The 25,884-nt window shown below is 68.1% G+C and carries 18 protein-coding genes; 3 read left to right on the top strand and 15 right to left on the bottom strand.

Translation table 11 applies throughout. The features are described 5' to 3' along the window. Positions 1-8 precede the first annotated feature (8 nt). Positions 9-1,280, bottom strand: a complete 1,272-nt coding sequence (locus O6Y00_RS12190) for an MFS transporter (RefSeq protein WP_353442885.1) — start codon at positions 1,278-1,280, stop codon at positions 9-11. Between the two features lie 273 nt (positions 1,281-1,553). Between O6Y00_RS12190 and O6Y00_RS12185 the strand changes: the two genes are divergently transcribed. Beyond that, entirely contained in the window at positions 1,554-2,678 is a 1,125-nt protein-coding gene (locus O6Y00_RS12185) for a metallophosphoesterase family protein (RefSeq protein ID WP_353442884.1), read from the top strand. Then, positions 2,675-3,949, top strand: a complete 1,275-nt coding sequence (locus O6Y00_RS12180) for an arsenic transporter (protein WP_353442883.1) — start codon at positions 2,675-2,677, stop codon at positions 3,947-3,949. Before O6Y00_RS12185 ends, O6Y00_RS12180 begins: the two co-directional genes overlap by 4 nt. Before the next feature lie 49 nt (positions 3,950-3,998). On the opposite strand, the gene putA is transcribed toward O6Y00_RS12180, so the two are convergent. After that, positions 3,999-7,604, bottom strand: a complete 3,606-nt coding sequence (gene putA / locus O6Y00_RS12175; RefSeq protein WP_353442882.1) for a trifunctional transcriptional regulator/proline dehydrogenase/L-glutamate gamma-semialdehyde dehydrogenase — start codon at positions 7,602-7,604, stop codon at positions 3,999-4,001. Positions 7,605-7,702: 98 nt separating this feature from the next. Here putA and O6Y00_RS12170 point away from each other — a divergent pair, with 98 nt between their 5' ends. Beyond that, the gene (locus tag O6Y00_RS12170; protein WP_353442881.1) at positions 7,703-8,173 is read left to right on the top strand and encodes an Lrp/AsnC family transcriptional regulator; all 471 of its coding nucleotides are present in this window, start codon (positions 7,703-7,705) and stop codon (positions 8,171-8,173) included. 10 nt (positions 8,174-8,183) lie between these two features. Here the strand turns inward: O6Y00_RS12170 and O6Y00_RS12165 are convergent, their stop codons facing one another. The 13 genes from O6Y00_RS12165 to O6Y00_RS12105 form a co-directional block, all read right to left on the bottom strand. After that, positions 8,184-9,197: an oxidoreductase gene (locus tag O6Y00_RS12165; RefSeq protein WP_353442880.1), complete on the bottom strand. Its 1,014-nt coding sequence runs from the start codon at positions 9,195-9,197 to the stop codon at positions 8,184-8,186. A gap of 105 nt (positions 9,198-9,302) precedes the next feature. Further along, positions 9,303-11,711 (bottom strand): TonB-dependent receptor, encoded by a 2,409-nt coding sequence (locus O6Y00_RS12160; protein WP_353442879.1) that lies wholly within the window; start codon positions 11,709-11,711, stop codon positions 9,303-9,305. Between the two features lie 249 nt (positions 11,712-11,960). Continuing rightward, the gene (locus O6Y00_RS12155; protein WP_353442878.1) at positions 11,961-14,417 is read right to left on the bottom strand and encodes a vWA domain-containing protein; all 2,457 of its coding nucleotides are present in this window, start codon (positions 14,415-14,417) and stop codon (positions 11,961-11,963) included. A 91-nt stretch (positions 14,418-14,508) separates the two neighbouring features. After that, positions 14,509-16,248 carry a DUF6519 domain-containing protein gene (locus O6Y00_RS12150; protein ID WP_353442877.1) on the bottom strand — a complete coding sequence of 580 codons (1,740 nt, stop codon included), beginning with the start codon at positions 16,246-16,248 and terminating at the stop codon, positions 14,509-14,511. Positions 16,249-16,272: 24 nt separating this feature from the next. After that, complete coding sequence (locus O6Y00_RS12145; RefSeq protein WP_353442876.1) at positions 16,273-16,806, bottom strand: hypothetical protein; 534 nt, start codon at positions 16,804-16,806, stop codon at positions 16,273-16,275. 59 nt (positions 16,807-16,865) lie between these two features. After that, positions 16,866-20,963 (bottom strand): phage tail protein, encoded by a 4,098-nt coding sequence (locus tag O6Y00_RS12140; protein WP_353442875.1) that lies wholly within the window; start codon positions 20,961-20,963, stop codon positions 16,866-16,868. Beyond that, positions 20,960-22,588, bottom strand: a complete 1,629-nt coding sequence (locus O6Y00_RS12135) for a baseplate J/gp47 family protein (protein ID WP_353442874.1) — start codon at positions 22,586-22,588, stop codon at positions 20,960-20,962. Before O6Y00_RS12135 ends, O6Y00_RS12140 begins: the two co-directional genes overlap by 4 nt. Positions 22,589-22,598: 10 nt before the next feature. Continuing rightward, positions 22,599-23,012, bottom strand: a complete 414-nt coding sequence (locus O6Y00_RS12130) for a GPW/gp25 family protein (RefSeq protein ID WP_353442873.1) — start codon at positions 23,010-23,012, stop codon at positions 22,599-22,601. Further along, complete coding sequence (locus O6Y00_RS12125) at positions 23,009-23,254, bottom strand: hypothetical protein (protein ID WP_353442872.1); 246 nt, start codon at positions 23,252-23,254, stop codon at positions 23,009-23,011. Before O6Y00_RS12125 ends, O6Y00_RS12130 begins: the two co-directional genes overlap by 4 nt. Positions 23,255-23,264: 10 nt before the next feature. After that, entirely contained in the window at positions 23,265-23,600 is a 336-nt protein-coding gene (locus O6Y00_RS12120) for a hypothetical protein (protein ID WP_353442871.1), read from the bottom strand. 26 nt (positions 23,601-23,626) lie between these two features. Next, positions 23,627-24,436, bottom strand: a complete 810-nt coding sequence (locus O6Y00_RS12115; protein ID WP_353442870.1) for a phage baseplate assembly protein V — start codon at positions 24,434-24,436, stop codon at positions 23,627-23,629. A 2-nt stretch (positions 24,437-24,438) separates the two neighbouring features. Next, positions 24,439-25,554 (bottom strand): hypothetical protein, encoded by a 1,116-nt coding sequence (locus O6Y00_RS12110; protein ID WP_353442869.1) that lies wholly within the window; start codon positions 25,552-25,554, stop codon positions 24,439-24,441. A gap of 3 nt (positions 25,555-25,557) precedes the next feature. Further along, a complete protein-coding gene (locus tag O6Y00_RS12105) occupies positions 25,558-25,875 on the bottom strand; it encodes a hypothetical protein (RefSeq protein WP_353442868.1) in 318 nt (105 codons plus the stop codon). Positions 25,876-25,884: the final 9 nt, after the last annotated feature.

Below are 25,884 nucleotides of genomic sequence, written 5' to 3'. Positions count from 1 at the left end.
CCGCCGCGTCAGCCTTCGCGCTGCTTGGTTTCCGGCATCGCGACGAAATACAGCGCCAAGCCCAGTCCGGCGATGATCGCGAGCGTTAGGAAGCTGGCCGTATAGCCTGCCCAGACGATGATCGCGCCGGCCAATGTCGCAGACAGTGCGGCGCCAAGACCCTGCGCACTGGCCACCGCCCCCTGGCTGACGTTGAAGCGTCCGGTGCCCTTGGTCAGGTCGGCGATCACCACCGGAAACAGCGCGCCGAAGATGCCCGCGCCGATACCATCGAGCGCCTGCACGCCGACCAACCACCACGGATTATCCGATACGGTGTAGAGCGCACCACGCGCGGCGAGGAACGCGAAGGCCACCAGGAACAGCGGCTTGGTGCCCCATTTCTCGGTATTGCGACCGACGACGATCGCCACCGGCACCATCACCAGCTGCGCCGCGACGATACACGCTGCAGTCAGTGACGTCGCTTGATCCTTGCCGACGGTACGCGCGAGCAACTGGCTGACGGAGGTCAGCATCGCGGCGTTGGCGAGATGGAACAGGAAGGCCGTGACCGCGAAGATCATCAGCGGCTTGTTCTCGATCAGCGTCTTCCACCCGCTCGGTTCTTCGCAGTCTTCCTCGGGTTCGCAGTCGAGCCCGCGCGCGACCGCGTTGTCGATGTCGTCGTTGTTGATCCGCGATGCCGTGACGATGCTGGCTACGGTCAGGCCGCCCATCAACCAGAAGACCACGACCGGGCCGAACTTCCACGCCAATACGCCGGCGAGCGCGGCCGAAACCGCGTTGCCAGCGTGATTGAACGCCTCGTTGCGACCGACGCGCTTGGCAAATAGCTTGGGACCGACCAGCCCGAGCGTGATCGCTGAAATCGCCGGCGCGAACACCGCGCCCGCGACGGCCGCTATCGACTGTGTAATCGCGACGGCGGTGAAGCCACTGACGATCGGCAACGAGATACTGCTGAGCGTCACCAGCAACGCGGCGATCATGACGATCCGGGGCTTGTTCTTGCCGCGGTCGATCAGGCTGCCGGCGGGGGTTTGCGAGATCAGGCCGACGATCCCGGCGATCGTCAGGATGGCGCCGACGGTCGCCTCGTTCCAGCCATGCGCCGGACCACGCACCGCGATCAGATAGATCGCCAGATAGGGCCCCAGGCCATCGCGGACGTCGGCGAGAAAGAAGTTGAGCGCGTCGAGCGTCTTGGTCGGGGCGGATTTGCCGCCCGAACTGCCGTCAGCGTCGTGCGTCGGCGCCGTGTCCATCGTGGTGGCCATGTTCTGTCCTTGTCGTTCGGTGTCGTCGGTTCCGGCACCGATCGAAGATCCGTCGGCCATCGAACCGATAAAGCACCTGCGTTTCGTAAAGTTTCGGTGGCTGAAAAATTTTCCTTGCCTTGGTAATATCGAATGATCTCAGAAGTTAAACCGAAACTGAACGAACCGGTTAAGTCTTGCGTGATGAACAAATTGTCACGGAACGATGCACATTCACCGTCGCTATGGGGCCAAGCCCACGAATGACGTCGGCGACACTTGGAAGCTATTATAATGGCAGGATGCCTTACCTGGATTCATTTCGGCGACCTGCACGTCGACGATGCCGATGGGTATGAAGGTCTGACGCGGTTTCGGGCGCTGGTCGCGCTGGCGCGGGCGCAATTGGGGGGCATGGTCGACTTCGCGGTGTTGCCTGGCGACAACGCCAATCACGGTACCGGCGAGCAATATGCCGGGATCGCCGATGCGATGACGGGGCTTGAGTTGCCGTGGCATGTGCTGGCGGGCGATCATGATTTCGAGCCGGGCGACCTGACTGCGATGCGCGCGATCACGACGCGGATGGCGCCATATGCCGAGACGATCGCCGGTTACCGGTGCCTGTTCCTCGATATCGTGTCGGCGGGGAAGGGCGGCCCCGATTTCCGGATTGCCCCTGACCAGCGGACTTGGATTGAACGTGAACTGAGCACTGCCGCAGTTGCCGGCGAGCCGGTCGCAGTGTTCATGCATGCCTATCCGGGCGATCTGCGCGACGATCCCGACGGCATCGCCGGGCTGTTCGCCGCGCATCGGGTCGCATTCGTCGATACCGGGCATACGCATTACAACGAACTGCTCAACGACGGTCGGGTCGTCTACGGCGCGACCCGTTCGATCGGGCAGATCGAGGAGGGAACGGCCGGAACGGCGCATGGCTTCTCGATCGTCACGCTCGACCACGGGGTGCCCAGCTGGCGTTTCCAGGCGATCGACGATCCGTGGCCGCTGGTCCAGATCACGAGCCCGGTCGACCGTCGCCTGATCACCGATCCCGTGCGACCCGACAATGTCCCAGGCGCCGCGTTCGACGTTCGCGCGAAAATCTTCGGTACGGCACCCTGTGCGCGTCTGCAGATCGACGATTTTGCGGACATCGCGATGACGCGGGTCGCCGGTGTACCTGGCATGTGGACGGCAACGGTACACGGCATCGCCGATGGCCTTCACCGGCTGACGGTGCGGAGCGGCGCCGGCGAGGACGGGATCGACGTCCTGGTGCGCGATGCGGGACCACGCCCGAAGCGCAATCCGCCGGTGGCGCTGGGCCGCGACGTGAATGCGGTTGGCGCCTGGTCCGAACGCGGTATCGACGGCGCGCAACGCGGCCCCAACAAGAACGGACTCGACTGGTGACCCCACCCGACACCCTGACCGAGCCCGCGACGTGGGCGATCTGGGCGATCTGCCTCGTGGCCACCTTCGGCGTGATCACCCGCCCGTTCAAACTGCCCGAGGCGGTGTGGGCCGTGGCGGGCGCAGTGCTGTTGCTGGTGTTCGGACTGATACCGCTCGATGCGGCGTGGAGCGCGGTGCTCAAAGGCGGGGACGTCTATCTCTTCCTGATCGGCATGATGCTTCTGTCCGAAGTCGCGCGCGCCGAGGGACTGTTCGACTGGGTCGCCGAGCATGCGGTGCGGTTGGCAGATGGATCGATCAGCCGCCTTTTCGCGCTGGTGTTCGGCGTCGGCATCGTCGTCACCATCTTCCTGTCGAACGACGCGACCGCGGTGGTGTTGACGCCGGCCGTCTATGCCGCGGCCAAGAAGGCGAAGGCGGATCCCTTGCCGATGCTGTTCGCCTGCGCGCTGATCGCCAATGCTGCGAGCTTCGTGTTGCCGATTTCCAATCCCGCCAACCTCGTGCTGTACGGTGGCAAGATGCCGTCGCTCGCCGCGTGGATGGCCTCGTTCGCTCTGCCATCGCTGTTGTCGATCGGCGTGACATTCGTCGTGTTGCGCTGGGTCGAACGCGAGCGATTGACCGGTCGCTGCGAGACGATGGTGGAAACCGGTGCGCTGTCGCAGGGCGGCCGGATCGCGTTCGGCGGGATCGTCGCGACCGCCGTTCTGCTGATCGCCGCGTCGGCCAAGGGGTATGACCTGGGCCTACCGACCTGCCTTGCCGGCGTTGCGACAATGGTCGCGATCTGTATCGGCCGCCGCACGTCGCCGCTGGCCACGCTGCGCTGTGTATCCTGGGCGGTGCTGCCGCTAGTCGCCGGGCTCTTCGTCCTGGTCGAGGCACTGGCGAGTACCGGAGTGATCGCCATGCTCGCACGGTGGCTGGCGGCGAGCGCAGCACGCTCACCGACGATCGCGGCCGGCGCGGCGGGAACGATCCTGGCGTTCGGATCCAACCTGATGAACAATCTACCGGCCGGGCTGATCGCCAGCACGACCTTGCATCAGGCGCATGTCCCCCAGATCGTCACCGACGGGTTGCTGATCGGCGTCGACGTCGGGCCGAACCTGTCGATCACCGGATCGCTCGCCACCATCCTGTGGCTCACCGCGATCCGGCGCGAGGGTGAAGACGTCGGCTTCTGGCGGTTCCTCAAGGTCGGCGCGGTGGTGATGCCACCCGCCTTGTTTGCCGCGCTCGGCGCACGCCTGCTCATCGGCTGACGGAAACCGATCGAGGCGCGGCACGCGCCAGCGAGCAGGCGGGCGGGGGTCAGCTGATCATCATCAGGCTGGCGTTGCCGCCCGCCGCCGCGGTGTTAATCGAGGTGGAAACCTCTTCGAGCAATCCGTCCGCGGCATAGGCACACGGCGCGCCCGGCTTGGCGACATGGACCGATACGATCGGCCCGGGCAGCGCCGCCATGGCCTCGGTCGTCGCCGTCACCGCCGCCGCGTCGCCCTCGACCAGCGCGACCGCGAACGGCACACCGGGCTGATCCCCGAAGGCCGCGGCGATATTCGACGGCAGGTCTTTGGGGAGCGCCATGCCGTCGACCCATCCGGTGTTGCCGGTCGCCAGCACGACGGCCATTTGCTCGAGCAAGCCTGCACCGGTGGCAGGCTTCATCAGCACACGACCGCGGGGATGCAGTGCGTAGATGTTGCGCTCACCGGCGGGGCCGGGCAACTCGCATTCGGTGTCAGGTGTGGCGCCGTCGGCATAGCGCAGCGCGGTCGCCGCGGCGTCCGGTTGGCCGGTTTCGTCGAGCCATTGCACGAAGGCCGCTAGTCGTGGGTTTGGTTGATCGCCGTGCAGGCCGGATGCCGCCGTACCGGTACCGAGGCGCTTCAGATACAAAGGCCCACCCGCCTTCGGACCAGTGCCGGAAAGGCCACGCCCGCCGAACGGCTGCACGCCGACGATCGCGCCGATCACGTTGCGGTTGATGTAGATATTTCCCACCTCAACCCGCGCGGTGATCTGCGCGATGGTGGCGTCGAGCCGGGTGTGCAGTCCGAAGGTCAGGCCGTAGCCGGTGGCGTTGATCGCATCGACCAGCGCGTCGAGCCGGTTACGGCGAAACCGGACGACGTGCAGGACGGGCCCGAACACCTCGCGGTCGAGATCGGCGATCGAATCGATCTCGACGATCGTCGGTGGCACGAACGTCCCGTGAGCACACTCCGCCGGCAGCGCCTGCTGGTCGACGCGGTGCCCTGCGCTGCGCATCCGCTCAATATGCGCGTCGATCCCCGCCTTCGCCTCGGCGGTGATGACCGGGCCGATATCCACCGCCAGCCGGTCTGTCCGGCCGATCCGCAATTCCTTCAGCGCGCCCTTCAGCATCGTCAGCGTGCGATCCGCGACCTCCTCTTGGAGACACAGGACGCGCAGCGCCGAACAGCGTTGACCCGCGCTGTCGAACGCCGAGGCGAGGACGTCGGCGACGACCTGTTCGGCGAGCGCCGAGGAATCGACGATCATCGCATTCTGGCCGCCGGTCTCGGCGATCAGCGGGATCGGCGCGCCAGCCGCGGAGACACGCGTCGCCAATTGACGCTGGATCAGCCGCGCGACGTCGGTCGAGCCGGTAAACATGACGCCCGCGGTTTCGGGTGCAGCGACCAGCGCCGCACCGATCGCGCCGTCACCTGGCACGAGCTGCACCGCGTCCGCCGGGATGCCCGCCTCGTGGAACAATCGCACGGCTTCGGCAGCGATCAGCGGCGTTTCTTCGGCCGGCTTGGCCAGCACGGGATTGCCGGCGACGAGTGCAGCGGCGACCTGCCCGGCGAAGATCGCGAGCGGGAAGTTCCATGGGCTGATGCAAACGACCGGCCCCAGCGGTTGCTGATGCGCCGCAGCATTCGCGCGCGCCTGCTCGGCATAATAGCGCAGGAAATCGATCGCCTCGCGCACCTCTGCGATCGCGTTGGCGACCGACTTGCCGGCCTCGCGCACCGCCAGCCCGATCAGCACCGGCATCCGCGCCTGCATCGCATCGGCCGTACGCTCGAGCGCCGCCGCGCGGTCCGCGACCGGGGTGGCGGACCAGCCGGTGGCGTTCGCGCGGGTCATCGCCGCGCGCGCTTCGTCTATCGTCGCTTCCGTGACGTGCCCCACGACGTCGCGGTGATCGGCGGGGTTGAGTACCGGGCGGGGGTCGGCCGTGCCGTCCGCGGGCGCAGCTGTCCAGGCGATCGCCGCGCTCTGCTGCAAGGATTCACCGAGCGTGACCAACGCCGTTTCGTCGCTGAGATCGATGCCGTCCGAATTGCGGCGATCGGGATACAGGCCGCTCGGTAGCGCGATCAGATCGTGGCGGGCGCCGGGATGCGGCGTCGCCGACACGATCTCGACCGGATCGGCGATCATCTCGTCCACCGACACCGCGGGATCGGCGATTCGGTTGACGAACGACGAGTTCGCCCCGTTCTCGAGCAGGCGGCGCACCAGATATGCGAGCAAGGTCTCGTGCGTGCCGACCGGCGCGTAGATGCGGCACGGCCGGTCGAGCTTGTCCTTGCCGACGACCTGTTCGTACAGCGGTTCACCCATGCCGTGCAGGCACTGGAACTCATATTTGCCGATCGCGAAATCGGGCCCGGCAAGACGGTAGATGGTCGCCAGCGTCTGCGCATTGTGCGTCGCGAACTGCGGGAACACCGCGTCGGGCGCGGCGAGCAGCTTCCGCGCGCAGGCGACATAGGCGATGTCGGTATGCAGCTTGCGCGTGTAGACCGGGAAGTCTGCGAGCCCTTCGACCTGCGCGCGCTTGATCTCTGCGTCCCAATATGCGCCCTTGACCAAGCGAACCATGATCCGCCGATCCGCACGCCGCGCGAGATCGACGATCCAGTCGATCACGAACGGGCACCGTTTGCCATAGCCCTGCACGACGAAACCAAGCCCGTTCCAACCAGTCAGTTCGGGATCGAGCGCGAGGCTTTCGAGCAGGTCGAGCGACAGTTCGAGCCGGTCGGCTTCCTCCGCGTCGATGTTGAAACCGATATCGTAGCGCTTCGACAGCAAGGCGAGGCGCTGCACGGCGGGCAGGAGTTCCGCCATCACACGCTCGGCCTGGCCGCGGACGTAACGCGGGTGCAGCGCGGACAGCTTGATCGAGATGCCGGGGCCAGCATAGACGCCGCGCCCGGCCGACGCCTTGCCGATCGCGTGGATCGCGGTCTCGTAATCGGCGTAATAGCGCGCGGCGTCGGCGGCCGTGGTCGCCGCTTCGCCGAGCATGTCGTAGCTGTAGCCGAAGCCCTTGCTTTCCATTTCACGCGCCCGCTTCAGCGCTTCCTTGATCGTCTCGCCGGTGACGAACTGCTCGCCCATCATCCGCATCGCCAGATCGACGCCGCGGCGGATGACCGGCTCGCCGACCCGCGCGACCAATCGCGACAACGCCGCGCCAAGCCCGCGATCGTCGACGCTGCCGACCAGCTTGCCGGTGACGACCAGGCCCCAGGTCGCGGCGTTCACGAACAGCGATTTCTCACCGCCGAGATGCGCGCTCCAGTCGCCGCCGGCGATCTTGTCGCGGATCAGGGCGTCGCGCGTCGCATGGTCGGGTATCCGCAACAGCGCCTCGGCGAGACACATCAGCGCGACGCCTTCCTGGCTCGACAGCGAATATTCCTGGACCAGCCCCTCGACACCAGTGCCACGGTGATCGGCGCGCAACCGCGTCACCAGATCGCGGGCCGTTGCGCGGACCGCGTCGGACATCTGCGGATCGAGCATTGCGGCGGCGATCAGCGGCGCCAGCGCCTCGGCCTCGTCGCGACGATAGGCGGCGGTGATCGCGGCACGCAGCGCCGACGGCGTCCGAAGGGCAGGGGCGAAGGCGGCGAACGGCTGGCTGGTCATTACCGATCCATAGAAGGCTTCCGAAAACCGATCAGACTTATATAGGAAGCTTAATCAAACGATCTGCCCTATTTCACGGTACATATAAGGCCAAAGAGATGGATAAACGTCCCTCGACAGTCGAAATGGACGAGTTCGACCGGAGGATCGTCGCCGCGCTGCTCGTGGATGGTCGGATGACGGTGACCGATCTTGCCTGTGCGGTCGGGCTGTCGAAGACGCCGTGCCAGGTTCGCCTGCGAAAATTGATCGCGAGCGGAGTGATCCGCGGGTTCTGCGCGATCGTCGATGCCGAGAAAATGGGCATGGATCACGTCGCCTTCGCCGAGGTGAAGCTCGACGACACGCGCGAACAGGCGCTCAAGGCGTTCAACGCGGCGGTCCAGCGCATCGCCGAGGTCGAGGAATGCCACATGATCGCCAGCAGCTTCGATTATCTGCTGAAGGTTCGAACCGCCGATATCCGTCGCTACCGCGCGGTGCTTGGCGAGAAGATCTCCAGCCTGCCGCATGTCGCGAGCACCTCGACGTTCGTCGCGATGGAAACCGTGAAGGAACGCAACCGCTGACGCAGCCGCGCTACACGAGGATCTCCCGGCCCGCCGCCGCGCTGCGAAGGCCGGCATCGAGCACTTCCATTACCTGGATCGCCTCGTCCGCCGGGACCGGGTTCGCGCCCTCGCCGTTGATCGCGGCGGCCAGCGCGGTCCAGAACTGCCGATAGTCACCGCGACTGTTCGCTACGGGCTCTGCGGCGCCGTCGAGCGTGCGAACGCCGTCGGTCGGGTCGAGCCCCCAATCGTCGCCTCCAGGGATGCGGCCCGCCGCCGTGGCCGCTTCCTGCGAATCGATGCCGTGCTTTGTCCAGCTGCCGCGCGTGCCATGCACCACGAAGCGCAGATCGTGCGCGGCGGCGAGCTTGTTCGAATGGAGAATGACGCGTCGACCTGGATAGCGGAGGACGGCGTGAAAATAATCGGGCGCGGCGGCGCCTGCCCGCAACGTCGCGATATCCGCGGTGACACCCTCGGGACGACCGAACAGCACGAGCGCCTGATCGACCAGATGCGGTCCGAGATCGAGCCATGACCCACCGTCGCGTGCGTCCTTCCAGCTATCGGCGGGCACGGGCCGCCAACGATCGAAATGGCTCTCGAACTGGACGATCTCGCCCAATTGCCCGTCCGCGACCAGACGGCGAAGCGTCAGGAAATCGGCGTCCCATCGCCGATTGTGGAACGCCGTGAGCACACGCCCGGACGTGTTGGCCGCGATCACCCGGTGCGCATCGGCGAGCGAGGTCGCGAACGGTTTGTCGATCAGGACGTGCTTGCCCGCCTGCAGCGCACCGATCGCATGTTCGGCGTGGAGGGCGTCGGGGCTTGAGACAATGACCAGGTCGATGCCCGGCTCCGCGAGCAGGGCGTCGACGCTGGGGACGACACGTATCTCGGGAAGGTCGGCATGAACCTTCGCCGGATCACGCGAGACGACCGTGCGCAACGCCATGCCGGGCGTCACCCCGACATAGGGCGCGTGAAAGGCACGGCCGCCCAGGCCATAGCCGATCAACCCGACTCCGATCGTCCGCATCCCGCTCGCCCTTCCGCTATGCCCAGGCCCGAAGGCGACCCCGAGCATAGCGGCGAAAGGGCGGATGGGCGATTCACCGCGAGGTAGTGAGGATCGGTCGTAGCGTCAGAAGCCCTTCTTCAGCGATACGAAGAACTGGCGTGGGGTGCCGGCCAACAAGGTCTGGTTGTCGCCGCTGGCGGTGAAGCCGTTCGACCCGATCGTCGAGACGTACTTCTTGTCGGTCAGGTTGGTGACGCTGCCTTCGATCGCCACGCCGTGCAACGCGCCGTCACCCTCGAACCGGTAGCCGATGCTTGCATCGACCAGGACCCGGCCCGGTACCGACTGATCATTGAGGTAGGTGAAGTAGCGCTTGCTCATGTAATCGGCGCCGACGCGCGCGGTGAAGCCGGACTGTTCGAGGACGATTTCGCCCTTGATCATGTGCTCGGGGCTGTCGACCGCCATCTTGCCATCAGTGGCGACGAGAACGGCGCCGTTGGCGGAGAGCACGTCATCGGCGTATTTCGACTTGTTGTAGGAATAGCTGGCGAACAGCGAGAGCGGGGTGAAGACCCGGTAGTTGACCGCGACTTCGGCGCCGTAGGTGTGGACGCTGCCGACGTTGTTCAGGGTGGCAGGATTGCCGATGATGCCGGCTCCGTTGGCGAAGCCCAGCAGGCGGTTCGAGAAATCGATGTAATAACCGACGGCCGAGGCCTGGAACGGACCCTGGCGGAAACGCAACCCGCCTTCGGCGGTCTTCGAGCGTTCGGGCTTGAGCTGGCCGCGGATCGCGTTGAAGCCGGCCTGGGTGGTGGAGAACGGCCCGGTCGTCGCCGACGAGACATAGGCGCGGACGTTCTCCTTATAGTCGGCGAACAGTTCGGCGCCCGGCGTCAGCTTGAAGAGGATGCCGGCCTGGGGCTGGAACCAGTCCTTCGCGCTGATCCGCCCGACCGCGAGCGGCGACGTCGTCGCGGGCAGCATGATCGCACGATTGTCGACGTAGAAGCCCTTCCAGCCGGCATTCACGACGAGGCGACCATCGGCGAGGCGGAGCGTGTCGCCGACATGATATTGGTAGGTGTCGGTGGTGTATTTGCCGTCCCACTGCGTGAGGTAGGAGTTCTTCTGGAAATCGAGCACGTCGCGGTTCGGCGTCGCGCTGTCGGTCATCCCGTAGAAGCGCCGCGCCTGGGTGAAGGTGTTGGTCTCGTACCAGCTGCCGAGTTCGAGTGTGTTGCTGCCGGTTTCATACGCCAGGGTGCTGAGCGCGCCGCCGCGATGGATCGCATATTCGGTCGTGCGGAAGCCGAGCGGGCTGCGTGCCGTGATCGCGCTGCCATCCTGGTTCAGCGCGCCGATCGGGGTAGGCGAATAGGGCGTGATCCACGATCCCTGGCCCTTGTTGTCGTGATAATAGCCGGTCGTGACGAGAGTCAGCTCGGGTGTCAGGTGCGCGTCGAACGTGACGCCGCCGAGATAATCGCGCCGCACGCCGCCGGCATCGAAATAGGCGTCGTCGACCGTCCCGAAGCCGGCCGGGAAGGTCGTCCCGACGCCGGCCCATGGGGCGACGAAGCCGACCAGCGATCCGTTGTTGGCGGTGGCATAGGCGGCCGACGCCACCTGGTTCTGGTAGGTCTTGCCGATCTGCAGCGCGAGCGGATAATCGCCGGCGATGTTGTCGTTGCGCAGGCCGCGGCGACGGATGATGTCGTAGCTGAGATCCTGGTAATCCTGCTCGCGGCGATCGGAGAAGTTCAGGAAGGCGGACAGGCTGCCGAGGCTGCCCAGGTCCTTGACGATCTTGCCGTTCGCCTGATGCTGGCGCTGGACGCCGTCGCCCTTCCACTTGTCGGTGGAAAGGTAGCCGTAGCTCAGATAGCCCTTCAGCCCACCGCCGAGATCGCCACTGTCGATACGGGCGAAGCCACGATAGGTGTTGTTCGAGCCGTAGGTGCCGCCGCCGGTGACGTTGGCGGTGTCGCGGGGCTTGTCGCTGAAGAATTCGATCGTGCCGCCGAGATTGCTGGTCGACGCGGTGCCGAGCGCGCCGGCGCCTTGCGCCACGTCGGTCCGTGCGACGTTTTCCGAGATGATCGCGCGGCTGATGTGGAGGCCGTTGACGTTGCCGTAGCTCATGTCGCCAAGCGGCACGCCGTCGAGCGTGAAGCCGAGCTGGTTCTGGTTGAAGCCGCGCAGCGAGATGCGCACTGCCCATTCATACGCACCGAACGGGTCGGCCGCCTGGAAGTTGACGCCCGGGAGTTTCTCGATCGCCTTCAGCGGGCTCGATCCGGGCGTCAGGCGGGCGAGGTCGCTGGCGTTGACGCTCTGGACCTGGCGGCTCTGGCCGAAGCCGAGCACCACGATGTCGCCGCCGGCGCCATCGTCCGTCGCTGCTGTAGCGTCGGTCGAGGCCGGCGCAGGGTCGGCGAGCGTCTGGGCTGCGACCGGCGCGGTGATGGCAGGAGCGATGATGGCAAACGCGGCGACGCCCGCAAGCAGGCTGGAAAGGCGGTTCATGATAGTCCCCTTGGCCGCTTGGACGCAGCCCCGGTCTGCGCCATCGCCGATCTGCGTTACGGCACGGCGACGGGACTGTGACGGTTTCGCTTCAAAGGGCCGATCCGGGGAGAATGTCGGGCCAATGACGCCGATTTCGAGTGTCGCGGCGCGAACGCGGAGACGGGGCGGTCGCCAATCGTGGCGGGCGACCGGGCGCGCGTGTCGCCCATGCCTGCGCGAATCGCAGCACAGGCGGCGCGTCCGCGGCTACCGGGGGCTGGCGGACCAGCGGACCGATTTTCCGCTCGAGCGCTTCCCCACCGATGACAGCGGCAGCACGACCCGGACGGGGCCGCCGATGACGAGGTCGGGCAGGTCTCTCGTGTCGGTCAGGTCTCTCGTGTCGGTCAGGGCGATCGTCAAGGCGTAGCTGCCGTCGAGCTGGTCGGTCACGTCGGCGATCGTCGCACGCTTGGGATCCACGCTGAACAGCGCGCCCTTGCCCGGCCCGGTCAGGTTGCCGCGCTGATCGACCGGCCGCAACCGTACCGCGATACAGCGGCCACGCCGGCAAAGGTCGGGCGAACCTGCGCCGATCGTCGCGGTCGCGAGCGTCGCGGCGGCATCGATCGCGACGCCGACATAGCGATCGACCATGTAGGTCCGCTGGAACGGGCCGTTGAGCGGCGTCTTGGCGTCGACCATGAAGGTGACGCGGTAGACCCCCTCGAACGGCGCTGGCGTCAGCGCGGTGTAGACGCCGCGGGCGGTTTCCTTGAGCGGCACCTTCAACTGACCGTTGAACGCGGTGGCGGCGAAGATGTCCTTGCCGCCCGCTGCGAACATCGCCGCCGCCTTCGCGCCCGCCAGGCTGACCGCGTCGCGCTCGTTGCCGCGTCCCGGCTGGGTCCGCGATTGCGACAGGACGTTGCCGAGGCTCGCGGTGGGGCCGCTGATCAGCGCGTAGACGGCGCCTGCAGGGAGTTTGCGGATCGGTGCGCCGGCGTCCGCCAACCGCGCGGTCAGGCGCAGCGGCTGGCCGATTCCGGGCACCGGCTGGTCGACCCTGAACGCCGAGGCGAGCGTCGCATTGTCGCCGAGCACGATCAGGCTGTGATTCAACGATGCTCCCTGCACCCCGCTGGCGGCAAAGCCGAGCGTCCAGTCTCCGCCGGGCTTCACGCATTGGCGGCGATCGTTGCAGAACGGCGCGCGCAACGTCATCACGAGATGACCCTTGCCGCGCGAGAGTATGACGTTGCTGTCGCGCAACGGCTCGAAGTCGATGCCGTCCTTGGCGATCTTCAGGTCGGTCGGCATGCCCTCCCCGTTGGGCGACGACCAGTTGAGCAGCAGCGTTACCGCGCCGTCCTGTGTGCTGGTGCGGAACGGGATCGACACGCCGTTGCCCAGTCGACGCACCACGCCGTTGCCCAGTCGGCGTATCACGGTGGGGGTGATGACGCGAGCGGGTGTCCACAGCGCGCCGTTTGTGACCGAGATGAGTTCCAGCTTGTCGCCAATCAGCGTCTTGTTGAGTACCTCGAGGAAGAAGGGGGTCAGGTCGACGGGCGTGAGGAGTTTGAGCGGGGAGCCCATATGGCCGTCGCAACCGAGATCTGCGACCTTCTGCAACGTCACCGTACCGTCGGCACCCGCGGGATCGTCGGTGCGCAGTCGGAAGGGGCACAGCGACACCGGTTCGCCCCCGACCCACGACGGGCCGAACGGCAGGTTCTGGGCGAGATTGATCTGCAACTTCGTACCGTCGGACGTCAGGAACGGCGCGGTGTTCTGCTCACCGTCGGTGAACAGCAGCATCGTATTTTGATGCGTCCCGGCGTCGCTTAGCAACGATGCCTTGAGGTTCTCGACCCCAGCGCCAATCGACGTGCTCCCGCCTGGAGCATGCGCGGCAAGCGCGCCGAGCGCGGCGTTCAGCGTGGTCCCGTTCAAGGCACCGAGACCGCCGGTATTGCTGGCGGTCGAGTCGAAGAAGACGACGCCGAGTTCGTCGCCGGGCGTCGCATAGGCCTTGGCGACATTGGCCATCTGCGTGGCCGCGTCGTTGAGAATGTTCCAGCGGCGGCAGGCTGGCAGCGGGGAGGAGAAGCTGCCGCAGCCCGGGGAACCTGCTGGCTGGGCGGACCAGTCCATGCTGCCCGATTTGTCGAAGACCAGCACGAGGCGCGCCGGGTTGCGGCCGACGTTCGCTATCGGCTTTGCCCCGGCGAAGGCGGTGTTGCTGTCGAACGGGAGAACGTTGAACCCCGGTTGAGCCAGTACGCCGCTGATGGTGTATCGGATCTCATCGTTGCGCGTCAGCAAGCCGAAATAGTGGATCTGGATGGTATCGGCGGTGCCGCCTATTTCATGGAAAAAGCATTTGCCGACATTGGCGGCGGACAGCTCCTGCGTAACGCTGCTGTACGTGCAGGTGACTTCGCTGGGTTGAAGCTTGTTGGGCCGCAGCTTTACCAGAGCAGCGGCCGGCTTGAGTGGAAATGCGGCCTGATCGTCTGCAAAATACTGGACCTTAATTCCGCCTTTGCCCCCCGATGGGACCGCCTGGCGTACATCCAGCTCCTTGTACCCGGTGCCGGCCATGTTGAGTTGGGGCGCCGAGTTGCTGCCGTCGGCAATACTGGGCGTCACGTTCTGGGCGAGGGCGGGGGCGGATACGCTGGCGAGCAGGGCCAGTAGCGAGGTGCGAGTCAGGATCACGGCATTTCTCCCTGGAGAATGGATCGACGAGCGGTTGAGACGTGGCGGTTCAGACTTGGCGGTTCGGATCGGGCAGTTCAGATTGGGCAGTTCAGATCTGGGTGACGAACGAGACTTGGCGCACGGCATTGCCGTCCTGGTAGAAGACGCTGGCGTTGCCGCCGTCGATCGCGAGGTTGGGATAGCGGGGCGCACTGGCTCCACTGACCATCGGCCGCGCTTCGCCGAGCAGGCCCGCCTCGCTAATGCGGCCGATCAGCTGGCTGCCGCCTCCGGGGCCGGTCAGCGCATAGGCGAGCCACAATCGGCCGGGCGCGATGAAGCCGGCGGCGAAATCATGCACCGCACTGCTAGGCATCGTCGCGAGCGTCGTCCACGCGGCCGGCCATGCGCCCCCGGCGAACGTCTTCGACAGGATCGACAGCGTCGCACCCGATTGCTCGAACAGCAGGATCTGCGGACCCGGCACGATGGCGACGCGGGCCTGCGCGTCGCTGCTCGTGCCGACCGGCGTCAAGGTGGTGATGCCGGCGCCGGGCAGGAAGTTCTCGGTGAACACCGTGGGCGTAGCGGGGGCGGCGGGATTTTGCCCGACCCAGGCGATCTGCGTGCTGTTGTCCGCCAGCCGCATCGCGACCACGCCGACATTGAGATCGGGACTGCCGACCTCCAGCGGCGCGCCCCAGCGGGTCGCAAGCGGCGCGCCGGGATCGAAGCGTCGGCTGAACAGCTTGGCCGTCCCCGCCTGGCCGGTGTAGAACACCCGCCGAAAGCCGGCATCCTCGTGGACGATCGCCATGCTCGTCACGTTCAGCACGCCGGTGAACTGGAACTCGTCCTCGGCCGGCGTAACGGTGCCGTTGGCGGACAGCTTCGCGCGCGACAGAAAGCGATCCGCGCCCGCCACCCGCACCCAGTAGATCAAGGTCCCGTCCGGCGCCGACGCGGTGGTCGGCAGATTGAACGGTCCTCCGGTCAGGCGCGTGACCGGCACGGTGATCGAAGGCCGGTCGCGCAGCACGCCGTTGAGCACGTCGCGCAGCGAGAAGGGGAGCTTTGGCGTGCCGGTGCCGTCGACCGCATAGCCCGCGCCGAACACGTCGGTCGTCAATTGTTCGAGGTCGCGCCGGGACGACACCTGCAGGCCGGTGCGGCGGCCTTCGGCGAGCGTCTGGGTGGTCAGTTCTTGCTGCGCGGTGCGATTGACCTGTGCGAGCATCGCGTAGCTGTGGCCCGGGCGGAAATCCGCATCGCCCGATTGCGGTACGCCGAACCCGCCGCCGGCAGGGCGTACCCGCACCACCCATTCGCGGCGCAATCGCGAACAGCTTTCGGTGCCGAGCCCGGCGAGAATCAGCGTCGCGTCCTCCGCGGCGGTGACGAGACGCTCCCATATGTCGAGATAGATCGACAACGGCGTGGCGCCCGGCACGATCGCAACGATCGCCGGGACGCCCCAGCGCGCCGCCAGTGCCGCCGCGCCGGGTTGGCCCGCATGGAGTGGTTGCGCCGTGAACAGCGTGTCGGCGACGATGAACGCCTCGAGCCCATCGACGAACATCCGGCCGGCGGCGAGCGGGGCGGTGCCGCCACCCGCCATGATGCGACAATCGGTCGTGCTGCCGGCGACGCCGATCGCGCCGATCCGGAACCCGTCATTGCCGAGCGGAACGCCGTCGCCGACGAACCAGCGCACGAACGCGCGCAGCTCGAAACGGCGAATGTCCTCGCTCTCGTTCCAGTCGGCGTCGACCAGCGGTACGCCCTGCGCAAGGCGTACCGACACATAGCGGCGGAGCGGATCGAAGCTGTTGGGCGAGATGACGGCCATGCGCGTTTCCTTTGCCGGTATGGATCAAAACAGGAGCCAGATGGTGCGTTCGAGCGTGCTGACCGGATCCTTGGCGATCACCGGGTGACGGACGAGATTGACGAGCAGGCGCGCCCCGCCGAGCGTGGCCATCAGGCCGAACTCGCGCAGATTGGCGGCGACATGATGCGCGTCGGGCCAAGGGGGCACCGCGGGGCCGATCGTCGCCTTGATCTGGAGCCGATTGGTCGGTGCCGCCGAGACGACGTCGCCTGCTAGGAAATCCATTGCCAGGGCCGCGCCGGTGACCAGAAACGGGGCGGGATCGGCGAGCGCAGTCTCGATCTCGGTCGGCGTGGGCGGTGGCGTCGCGTCCCAGCCGGGCACGCCACCGCCGATTGCCAGTGCGCCGATCGGCAATGCCGCCGGGCTGCCACGCATATAGCTTGCGAGCAGCAGGCGGGTGCCCGTGACGACGACGTTGGACCGCCACTCGCTTTGCCAGGTCACGGTGCCGTCGGGCGCGCGCAGCACGTCGCGGTAACGGCCGGACGGGAGCGGGATGGGCATGGCGTGCATCGGGTAGACCCTCATGTTCTGATGGCGGCGTGATCTGGCTGCGGGCCAGGTGCGAGCGGCTAGGTCGGCGGCGGGAAATAGCTGCGGCGGCGCAGCGTCAGCAGGTCGAGCGGATCGGCGGACACGTTGCCGGCGGCATTGGCGCGCAATATCAGCCAGTCGGGCAGGACCGCGCGGCTGGTGTCGCCGGGCGGGCCGATCCGTTCGACGAACTCCAGATCGTCGAGGAAGCTGTCGGTGATGAAGCCATCGGCGAACACGAACTCTTCGGGCGCGGTGGGATCGAGGATCAGCACCGCGCGCATATTGATCGGCAGGAATTCGTGGAGCAGCTGTTGCAGCCGCAAGGCGGCGTCGGCGGTGATCGCCCGTCCATTCGAGCCGCGCGACAGATACAGCCCGATCGTGCCGCGCGTGTAGAAGTCGTTGGCGGCCAGCGGCGGCTCGCCGTCGAGCACCGGACGATGCGGCGTGTAGCTCAGCAGGTCGTCCCAGCGCTGGCGGCGGCCGTTGCGCGCCGCATCGCCGGCGCGCACCGTCGTCGTGCCGCTGGTGCGTCGCTGCGTGGCGGCAATCGCGGCTGGCGCGGCCGTGATCCTGGCGGCACCGGCGAGGAGCGGCGAGACCTCGCTTGGGGTGAAGCCGGCATCGGCGCGGTGGAACAGCGTCAGACCGATCGGTGCCGGCAGGACGACCGGTACCGGCGCGTTGCGATGGATCGCGCCGGGCATGATCATCGTCGGTGCGCTCGAGGTGAGCGCGGCATCGAGCAGGACCTCGGCCAGCGCGATGCCGCCGCTCCGGTCGGTCGAGAAGAACAGCCGCGCGCCGCCGGCCGGTAGCGGCAGCAGCGCGGGCTCGCGATCCGTCGCGCGTGCGCCTGGCGGCGGGGTGGTCGCGTCGTGCGCCGCGCCCCACAGTCCCGCGACCGGATCGAAGCGCCGGACGCGCAGGCGACGTTGGTCGGCGGCCGGGTCGGCGATGTCGGTCTGCGACCAGGCGAGCAGATGCGCGCCATTCGCCTCGATTGCCAGCACCGGCTCGCGTGCCGCCGGTTCGGCGACCAGTATGACCGTCGCCGATCGTGCCGGCTCGACGCGCGCGACGGCGTTGCTCGGCAGGCCGGCCGCAGTCGTCACGCGCTGCACGACGTCGCCGTCGATCGTCACCGCGCCTGTGGCTGTCGCGGCCCAGGCGGTAGTGCCGTCGGTCGAAATCGCGGTCGCCGGCCCGACGCCGTCGAGTGCGGACCAGTTGCGCCAGCCATCGGCGTCGAGGCGCCATACGCCGGTCGGCGCTGCCACCCACACCGCGCCACGGATCGATCGCGGGCCGATCGGGGTGCCGGTCGCGCTGTAGATCGCGCTGTAGATCGCGGTGCCGATCGCAACGTCCCGCAGGTCGGCAGCGAGCGCGGCGGGAGCATCGACGGCGGTGAAAATGGTACCGTCGACACTGCGGCACAGTCCGGCGGCGGTCGCGATCCACAGCGCGCCGTCGCGTTCGAACGCCAGTCCGCGCACGTCGAGCGACGGCAGACCTGCGGCGAGCCCCAGTGTCGACCAGCTGCCGCCGGTGGCGCGCCGGGCCAGACCGGCAGGCGTGGCGATCCAGATGGCAGCATCGGGGGCTACCACGACCGCGCGGACGTCGTCGCTGGGCAGGCCGTCCGCGATCCGGATCGTCACGGGTGACGCGCCCGGCATCACTCGCGCCAGTCCGGTTGCGGTCGCGACCCACAGCGCGCCGTCGGGTGCCAGCGCCAGCCGCCGCGTATCGTTGCCGGCCAGCCCGGCGGCGGCGGCGATCGATGCCCAGCTGCCATCGGGTCGCTGCCGCGCGACGCCGGCGTCGGTCGCGAGCCAGATCTGCCCGGCGGCGTCGATCACCGCATGCCGGACGGCCGCGCTAGGGACGCCCTGTGCCAGCCCGAACAGCGTGACGCTGCCGTCGTCGCGGCGGCGGGCAAGGCCCGTATCGGTCGCGATCAACGTCGTGCCGGGAGTCGTCGCGGCGCCGGCGATCCGCCATGCGTCGGTAAATTCGCTCCAGGCGAGGCGGATCGTGCCATCGGCGGTGGTGGCCGCGGTGAGGTCGCGCGCCATGCTCGCCCGCGCCAGCATATCGGGGGCGGCAAGCGTCAGGCGCGGGCTCCAGTCACCGCGTGCCGGCGCCAGTTCGGCGAGCCCGAGCCGCCGCGCGCTGGTCGAGCCCGCAAGGTCGATCGACAGCCGCGCCTGTGGGCCGAGCGCGACGGAGGCAAGGACCAGCGAGCCGTCGGGTGCGCTCGATGCGACCACGCCCGTCAACTGGGCGTTGAGCGCGGCGACCAGTTCGGGCGCTTCTGCCTTGGCCGGGTCGACAAAATCAGCGGCCTTGACGATGAAATCTTCGCTGCCGCCTGCGGTGACGAGGCGAAGCCGGCCGCCGACGACGAGCGCGATCGGTGCGCCGAGACGTCCGGCCAGCCTGGCAGGGGTCGGCGAGGCGGCGCTGGCGAGCGCGACGTCGATGCGCGCATCGGGCGTTCCCGCGGCGTCGATCCACGCGACGAGAATGCGGCAGTTGGGCAACGGGGCTGCGGCGGGGTGGCTTGCCTCGACAGGGATCGGCAGTCGCGCGGCCCCGTGCCAGCGGCCATAGGCGAACGACTTGGCGACGATGCCGCCTACCGGCTCCGCGGCCGGGCCGGGATCGCTGGCCATCATCGGATCGCCGGTGGGTGCGGCGTCGCGCAGAATGAGATGAACGCGGCCCGCTGTGTCGGTGGCGACCGCGGCGCGGTCCGTTGCAGCACCGACCAGCGAGAGCAGTTCGGCTTCGGGATGCAGCACGCGCAACCGCGCATCGGCACCGCGGCTGCGCGTGCGGAGCCGCAGCCGCCCCCCGGCGTCGCTCGCCTCGATCTCGGTGGTGGCGGCGCCGATGCGGGCCGCAAGCTGTGCGGCGGTCAGCGCGGACAGGTCGCCGCCACCTCCGGCACCGCTATCGGCAAAGCGGACGACCAGCGCAGCGCCGCGATCGACCTCCACCGTCAGTTGCGCGCCCGCGAACAGCGAATAAGGACCCGGCCCTGCGGTCAGCTCGGCTGCAAGCGCGCCAAGCCCGGCGGCATCGTCGTTGCCGGCGGCAAAGCCCAATATGTCGGCGATATCGAGCGGCGACCGCCAGCCGCCGGCGCGCTCGACCGCGGCGAACAACGGCGGGCGCGGTGGATCGTTGGCGCGCGCGATGAACTGCGCGAACTCCGCCACCCTGGTCGTCCAGCCGGTATAGCGCTGAACGATCGCGCGGTAGCTGGTGATCGAGCCGAGCGAGCGATAGAGCCGGGGCGCCGCCTTCAGTTCGTTGCGCGCGAGCGGCACCGCGTCGGCGTCGCCCAGTCGCCAGCCCAGCCATTCGGCAAGCAGCGGCAGGTGCCGTGCATCGACCGCGTCGATATCGCGCAGCGACCACAGGCCCTCCGCCGAACTGCGCATCGCATCGAGCGCGGCACCGAACGGATCGAGGAAGCGCCGGAGTTGTCCCGCCATCGCTGCGCGGCCCGCCTGGCCGACCGAAGCCTCGGGGATCGTGGCGGATTCGATCGTCGGCCCGCGCACCGTCACGTCGCGCTGGCGGTGCGTGGCGGGCAGCATGTCGTACAAAGTGCGGTTCAGCCCGAACGGCGTGGCGGGCGTGCCGGTTGCGCGCAACCGCACATCGACGCCGGTCAGTTCGTAATAATAGATTGTACCGGGGACGAGCGACAACGGCGCCGCGCCCCCGTCGACGATCGCCACTTCGCGCGACACCGGCCGGCCATCCGCCGCGATCCGCGTGGTATGGATACGACGCTGCCATTCGGTGCCGGGCGGGGTGTGCGCGATCGAGATCGCCTCGATCAGTCGCCGCTCGGCCCCGTCGACCTCCTCGCGATCGGGGAGGTCGAGGATCGCGATGCCGGGACCCGGCGTGCCCGGGAAGGTCGCGGTGTCGTAGACCAGATACGGGTCGGGCACGACCGCGACGCCGAACTGCCAGTCGCGCGTCTTGCGCCGCAACACCAGCCGCGGCGCATCGGCAAGCGTCTCGCCCGCCTCGGGCGTGATCAGCCACGCGACCCGCAGCCGACGAGCGACGAGATCGGGGACGACACGGAAGTGCTCGATCTTCATGACAGCGCACCGACCCGGACGTCGGTGGTCAGGCGATCGAGCACCGGAATCTCATAGGCTCCGAGCGCAATACGGCTGGAGGGCGAGGTGCGGCCGACGAGCGCGCGGCGGATCGAATCCGGCAGCAGGTCGAGGGCGGGAAGGCCGGCGCGGCGCAGTTCATCCTCGACGGGAAGCTCGGCGGTATCGGAGGTCGACAGCCGGGCGAAGCGGGTGATGCTGGCTGCGACGACTCCCGGTACCGCCTCGATGAGTGCGTAGAGATCGCCCTGGTACAGCGTCTGGCCGAAATCGACCGCGGCGAATGCGAAATAGCCGCTGGCCGCGTCGATCACCCGCTGGCGCACGGTGTCCGCGTGGAAGCGCGGATCCACCTCGGCCGCAAGCGCGAGCTCGATCGGTGCGCGCTCCGCGTCGAGAATGCGGACCAGCGTGCCCGCCATCCGCTTGTCCTCGAAGAAATCGAGCAGCCGCGCGCGCAGATCCTCGGGCAGCGGTTGCAGCGTGTCGCCTTCGGGTGCGACGATGACTTCGATCAGGTTCCAGCTGCGGCTGCGCGCCTTGACCTTGGCGACGCCGCCCGCGCGCAAAGCCTGCGCCTCGTAGTCGTCGAGCGTCACCGCGCGCCGGTTCGACCGATAGACCGCGGGGCCGAGCCGGGCACCGCTCGCCGCGTCCTCCGCATCGGTGCCGCCCGACGCGGCCATCGGGTTGGTGACGACGACGAGCAGCGGGATCGCGGACTTCGCGCGCGCGATCGCGCCCGCCGCGACGTTCCCCGCCGCGCCGCCGCCGACCCGGAACGTCGCCCGAACGCTGTTGCTGCCCGGTGGCGGAATGCGCCCGAACTGGCCGTCGCCGGTGCCGATCCGCGCCAACCCCGCATCGTCGAAGGTGAGCGTGTAGTCGCGCGCATCGGCTGGCGACAACAGCAGTCGGCCGGCATCGTCCTCGCTATAGAGGAAGCTGTCGCGCCGGTCCCAGCGGACCCAGTTGCCGCCTTCGTCGATCTCGACGGTCAACGTCTCGGCGAGCAGCGGCGCGCGGTCGATCGCGAACAGCTGATTGGGTTCGCCGGTCGAGCTGCCGATCGCGATCTGCGCTTCGGCGCCGGCCTGGACGACGGGCAGCCGCACGCTCGCCCGCTCGGTATTGGGGCGCACCGCTGGTGCCGGCGCGGCCTGGTCGGAGCGCAGGTCTATCCCCAGCGTCGGGCCGAGATAGCTGAACTCGATCGTCGTATCGCCGACGCCCGCGGCGGTGAACAGCGTGCCCGACACGATCGTCGTCGTCGCCACCGGCGCGATGCTGGGAAATTCGAAGGTGAGCAGCAGGTCGGCGCGTGCGGGTGCAGGCGGGGCGAGCTCGTAGCCGATCAGCCGGAGCAGCTGGACGAGGCTGCGCCGTTCGACCGCGGTGCCGGGGAACATCTCGCTGGCGATGCGGTCCTGATAATAAAGGATGATGTCGCCCATATAGGCGAACATGTCGACCAGCAGGATGCCGACGTCCGACGGCGTGTGATCGGTCCATTCGGGGATCCGATAGCGCGCCAGATCGAGCATCGCGCGCCGCAAGGACTGATAGTCTTTGTTGGTGTAGTCGATCGCGGGGCGGGTGGACATGATGTGCTCCTCAGCCCAGCGGAACCATGAGGCGATCGGTCGCCGCATCGTTGGTCAGTGTGTAATCGAGCCGCAGCGCGAGCGTCGCGTCGGGATCGCCGTCGCCCCCGCCGCTTTCGCCGCCCTGTCGCTCGATGCTGAGCCCGGTGACCATGATGCGCGGCTCCCACGCCAGCAGCGCCTGCTGCACCTCGCGGCGGATCAGCACCGCCAGCGCCTCGTCGTTGGGATCGTGGACCAGCGACGCGAGCCGGGTGCCATAATCGCGCAGCATCGGTCGCTCGCCGAGCCGGGTCGCCAGGATGACGCGGATGTTCTGCCGGATCTTGTCGAGGCCGGCGGCGCGCGCGATCCCGCCGGTCAGCGGATCGATCCTGAACGGGAAGCCGAAGCCGGCGACGGGCATGGTCATGGTCATGGTCATGACAGAGCGACCTCGCCGCTCTGCTGCGCGGAACCGATCACGACGTTGGCCGGGTTGCGCACTTCGCTGACGACGCCCGCGACGCGTCCGGCCGTTACATAGGCGTCGACGCTATCTGCGATCGCCTTGGCGAGTTCGTCGGCGGCGCGCTCGGCGGGCCAGTTTTCGGTCGCGCCGCGCGAAAAGTTGATCTTCAGCCGGGCGGAGAGGCTGGTTGCGAGCGCGGCGGAGTTGAGCGGCATGGCGGGATCCTCAATCGAGCGGGCAGGCCGGCAGCGCGGGCAGCTGCGGCAGTTGCGGGAGGGCGGGGATCGCTGGCACGCCGGGAATGGGCGGGATCGGCACGGCCAATTTGGGAAGCGACACCGTTGGCAGACCCGGCAGTGGCGGCAGTGCGGGCAGAGACGGCGCGGCGGGCAGGGTGGGGATCGCGGGTACACCCGGGATCGGCGGGATCGGTAGCGCCAGCGAGGGGAGCGACAGCGTTGGCAGGCCCGGCAGCGTGGGTAGCGACGGCAGCGCCGGGGGCGCGGGCAGGCTCGGTATCGCGGGCACGCCGGGGATCGGCGGTATCGCGATGGCCGGCATCGGCAGCGGGGGGAAGGCGCAGCGCGTCACGCGACCAGCACCGCGCCCGAGAGATGGACCGCCGGGACTAGCGGCGCGGGGGGCACCGGCGGTAGCGTCGGCCCCATCGCGGTCGGATGCGTGTGCAACAGGAACTGCGTCCACAGCGCCTGGAACGCGGTCCCCATCAGCGTCGGCTGCCCGCTTTTGGCAGCGCCGTTCCCCAGTGCGACCGTCGTGCCGTCGAGAATGATCTGCTTGGCGGTGATCCGCACGGTGTTGCCGGTCAGGTCGAGCGCGGCGCCGTCCTTGTTCATCAGGACGATGCCGGCATCGGTCAGCGTCACGATCTGGCCGTGTTCCGACATCAGCATGGCGTTGCCGCCGTCCGCCGCACTCAGCGAAACGGTCGAACCGTTCTTGTTGGCGATCGTCACGCTGCCCGCCTGGTCGATCGCGACGAACGCGTTCGATGCGTGGCGGATGACGATACGCTCGGCGCCGTCGGTATCGTCGAACTCGACGGTGTGGCCGCCCGGCGTGTGGACGACGCGGTTGTCGGGCGGCTTAACCTGCGTTTCGGGCGGCGCCGCGTTGGTCGGGTGGAAGGTGCCGACCCAGATCGGCGATTGCCGGTCGCCGCCTTCGAACTCGACCCAGACGAACGCGCCGACCGGCGGCACGAAGAACTGCCCCGAGGGAAAGCATGGCTGTGCCCATACCGCGAGCGTGGCGCCGAACATCGCCGGCACCGTCACCCGGATCGCGCCGACCATCGTGTCGTCGGCGTTGTCGACGACGGTGCCGCGATATTTGCCGTAATAGCGGCCGGTGTGGCGGGCGAGATCGGGGTGCATGGCTATTTCGTCAGCTCGAATTCGGTGACGTAGCTGGCCAGCATGTTCTGGTCCGCGCCTGGCGTGGCGACGACGTGCTTGGCGCGCCGGACATACCAATCGGCCTCCGCCCAGCTGGCGATGCCGGTCAGCGTGATCCTGGTCTTGGCGCGCAACATCACCGCACCGACACAGCGGCCGCGCGCACGCCAGCCGAGGGCGCGGGTCGGATCCTGCGCCGCGTCGTCGCCGGACAGCCCTGCCGCCAGCCCGGCCGGGCGCTGGGTTGCCGGTGTTTCGGTGGCCTGCGCGGCGACCGCGATCGCGTCGTCGATCGGTGCGCCCGCGCGGTCGGCGGTGTCGATCGCCCGCGTGCTCGGGTGCTGCGACGGATCGGCGGCGGCGGCGGGCGGGGCGGTGACGCGCGTCTCGCCGGTCGCGGCATCGATAGTCGCGGTGCCGCGCCGGGGATCCGCGCTGGCGGCATGGCGATCGAGATCGAGCGAGAGGATGCGGCCCGTAGTGCCGATATTCGACAAGGTGCCGACCGGCTCGCTGGCCATCAGCCCTGCGAGTGGAACGAAGTAGAATTGCGACTGCAGGGCGTTATATTCGACGAAGGCGATACAGCCCGCGGGGCGGCTCTGCTCCGTGATGAAGGCCCAGTCGTCCTGCGTCTGGCGCAGCGGCACTGTCTCGACATAGCTTGGATCGGCGGCGGGTTCGATCTGCGCGACCGTCACGCCGGCATCGGGAACGCGCGTCACGATTGTCCGGACGATCGAACTCAGCGTCCCGATATGATCGGTCGGGTCGAACGCGCGCTTTTGGATCCGCGACGCGAAATCAAGCGCGGTGAGCCGTACGCGGACGGGTTCGCAGCCCTCCTCGCGGATCTGGACGCGGGTGACTTCGCCTTCGAACACCGTGGCATGCGCGTCGGACCAGCCCAGTTCGACCAGCAGCGTGTTCCCTTCGCGCGGCGCGTTGCTCGCCAGCCCGGCAGGATCGTCGACCTCGACGACCGCTTGATCGATCAGCCGGTCATGATCCTCGACCTCGACGAACCGGACGTTCGCCGAGATGTCGATGCCCTGCAGGAGCACGCGCTGGTAGGGGAGGGACGGAGGATCGGACACGCGTCAGAACCGCCGGTCGCGCACGATGCGCCCGGTATCGCCCGAGCCGATGACGTCGACGACGTCGCCGGGCCGCCAATCGAGCGGGAAGAGGAGCCGGTTGGCGTCGGCTACCCGCCACCAGCCGTCGCTGTTGCCGCCATACCGCCAGCTGAGCGTCTCCAGCGTCTCCGTACCGGTGAGTGCGTGGCGCGATCGCGCGGCGGCACTGGGCGGGGCCCCGTACAGCCGCGCGGGAAGCATCGCGCGCGCGCGTCCGTCGCGGTCCGGCTCCTGTCGGACCGGGATGGTGGCGTACCGCGATCGGATGGCGACGGGCATCATGCTTTC

Source organism: Sphingomonas faeni, assembly GCF_040407565.1.
In the GTDB taxonomy this organism is placed as follows: domain Bacteria; phylum Pseudomonadota; class Alphaproteobacteria; order Sphingomonadales; family Sphingomonadaceae; genus Sphingomonas; species Sphingomonas faeni_F.
The sequence above is the reverse complement of the archived record's forward strand: the minus strand, read 5'-3'. Positions and strand labels throughout refer to the sequence as shown.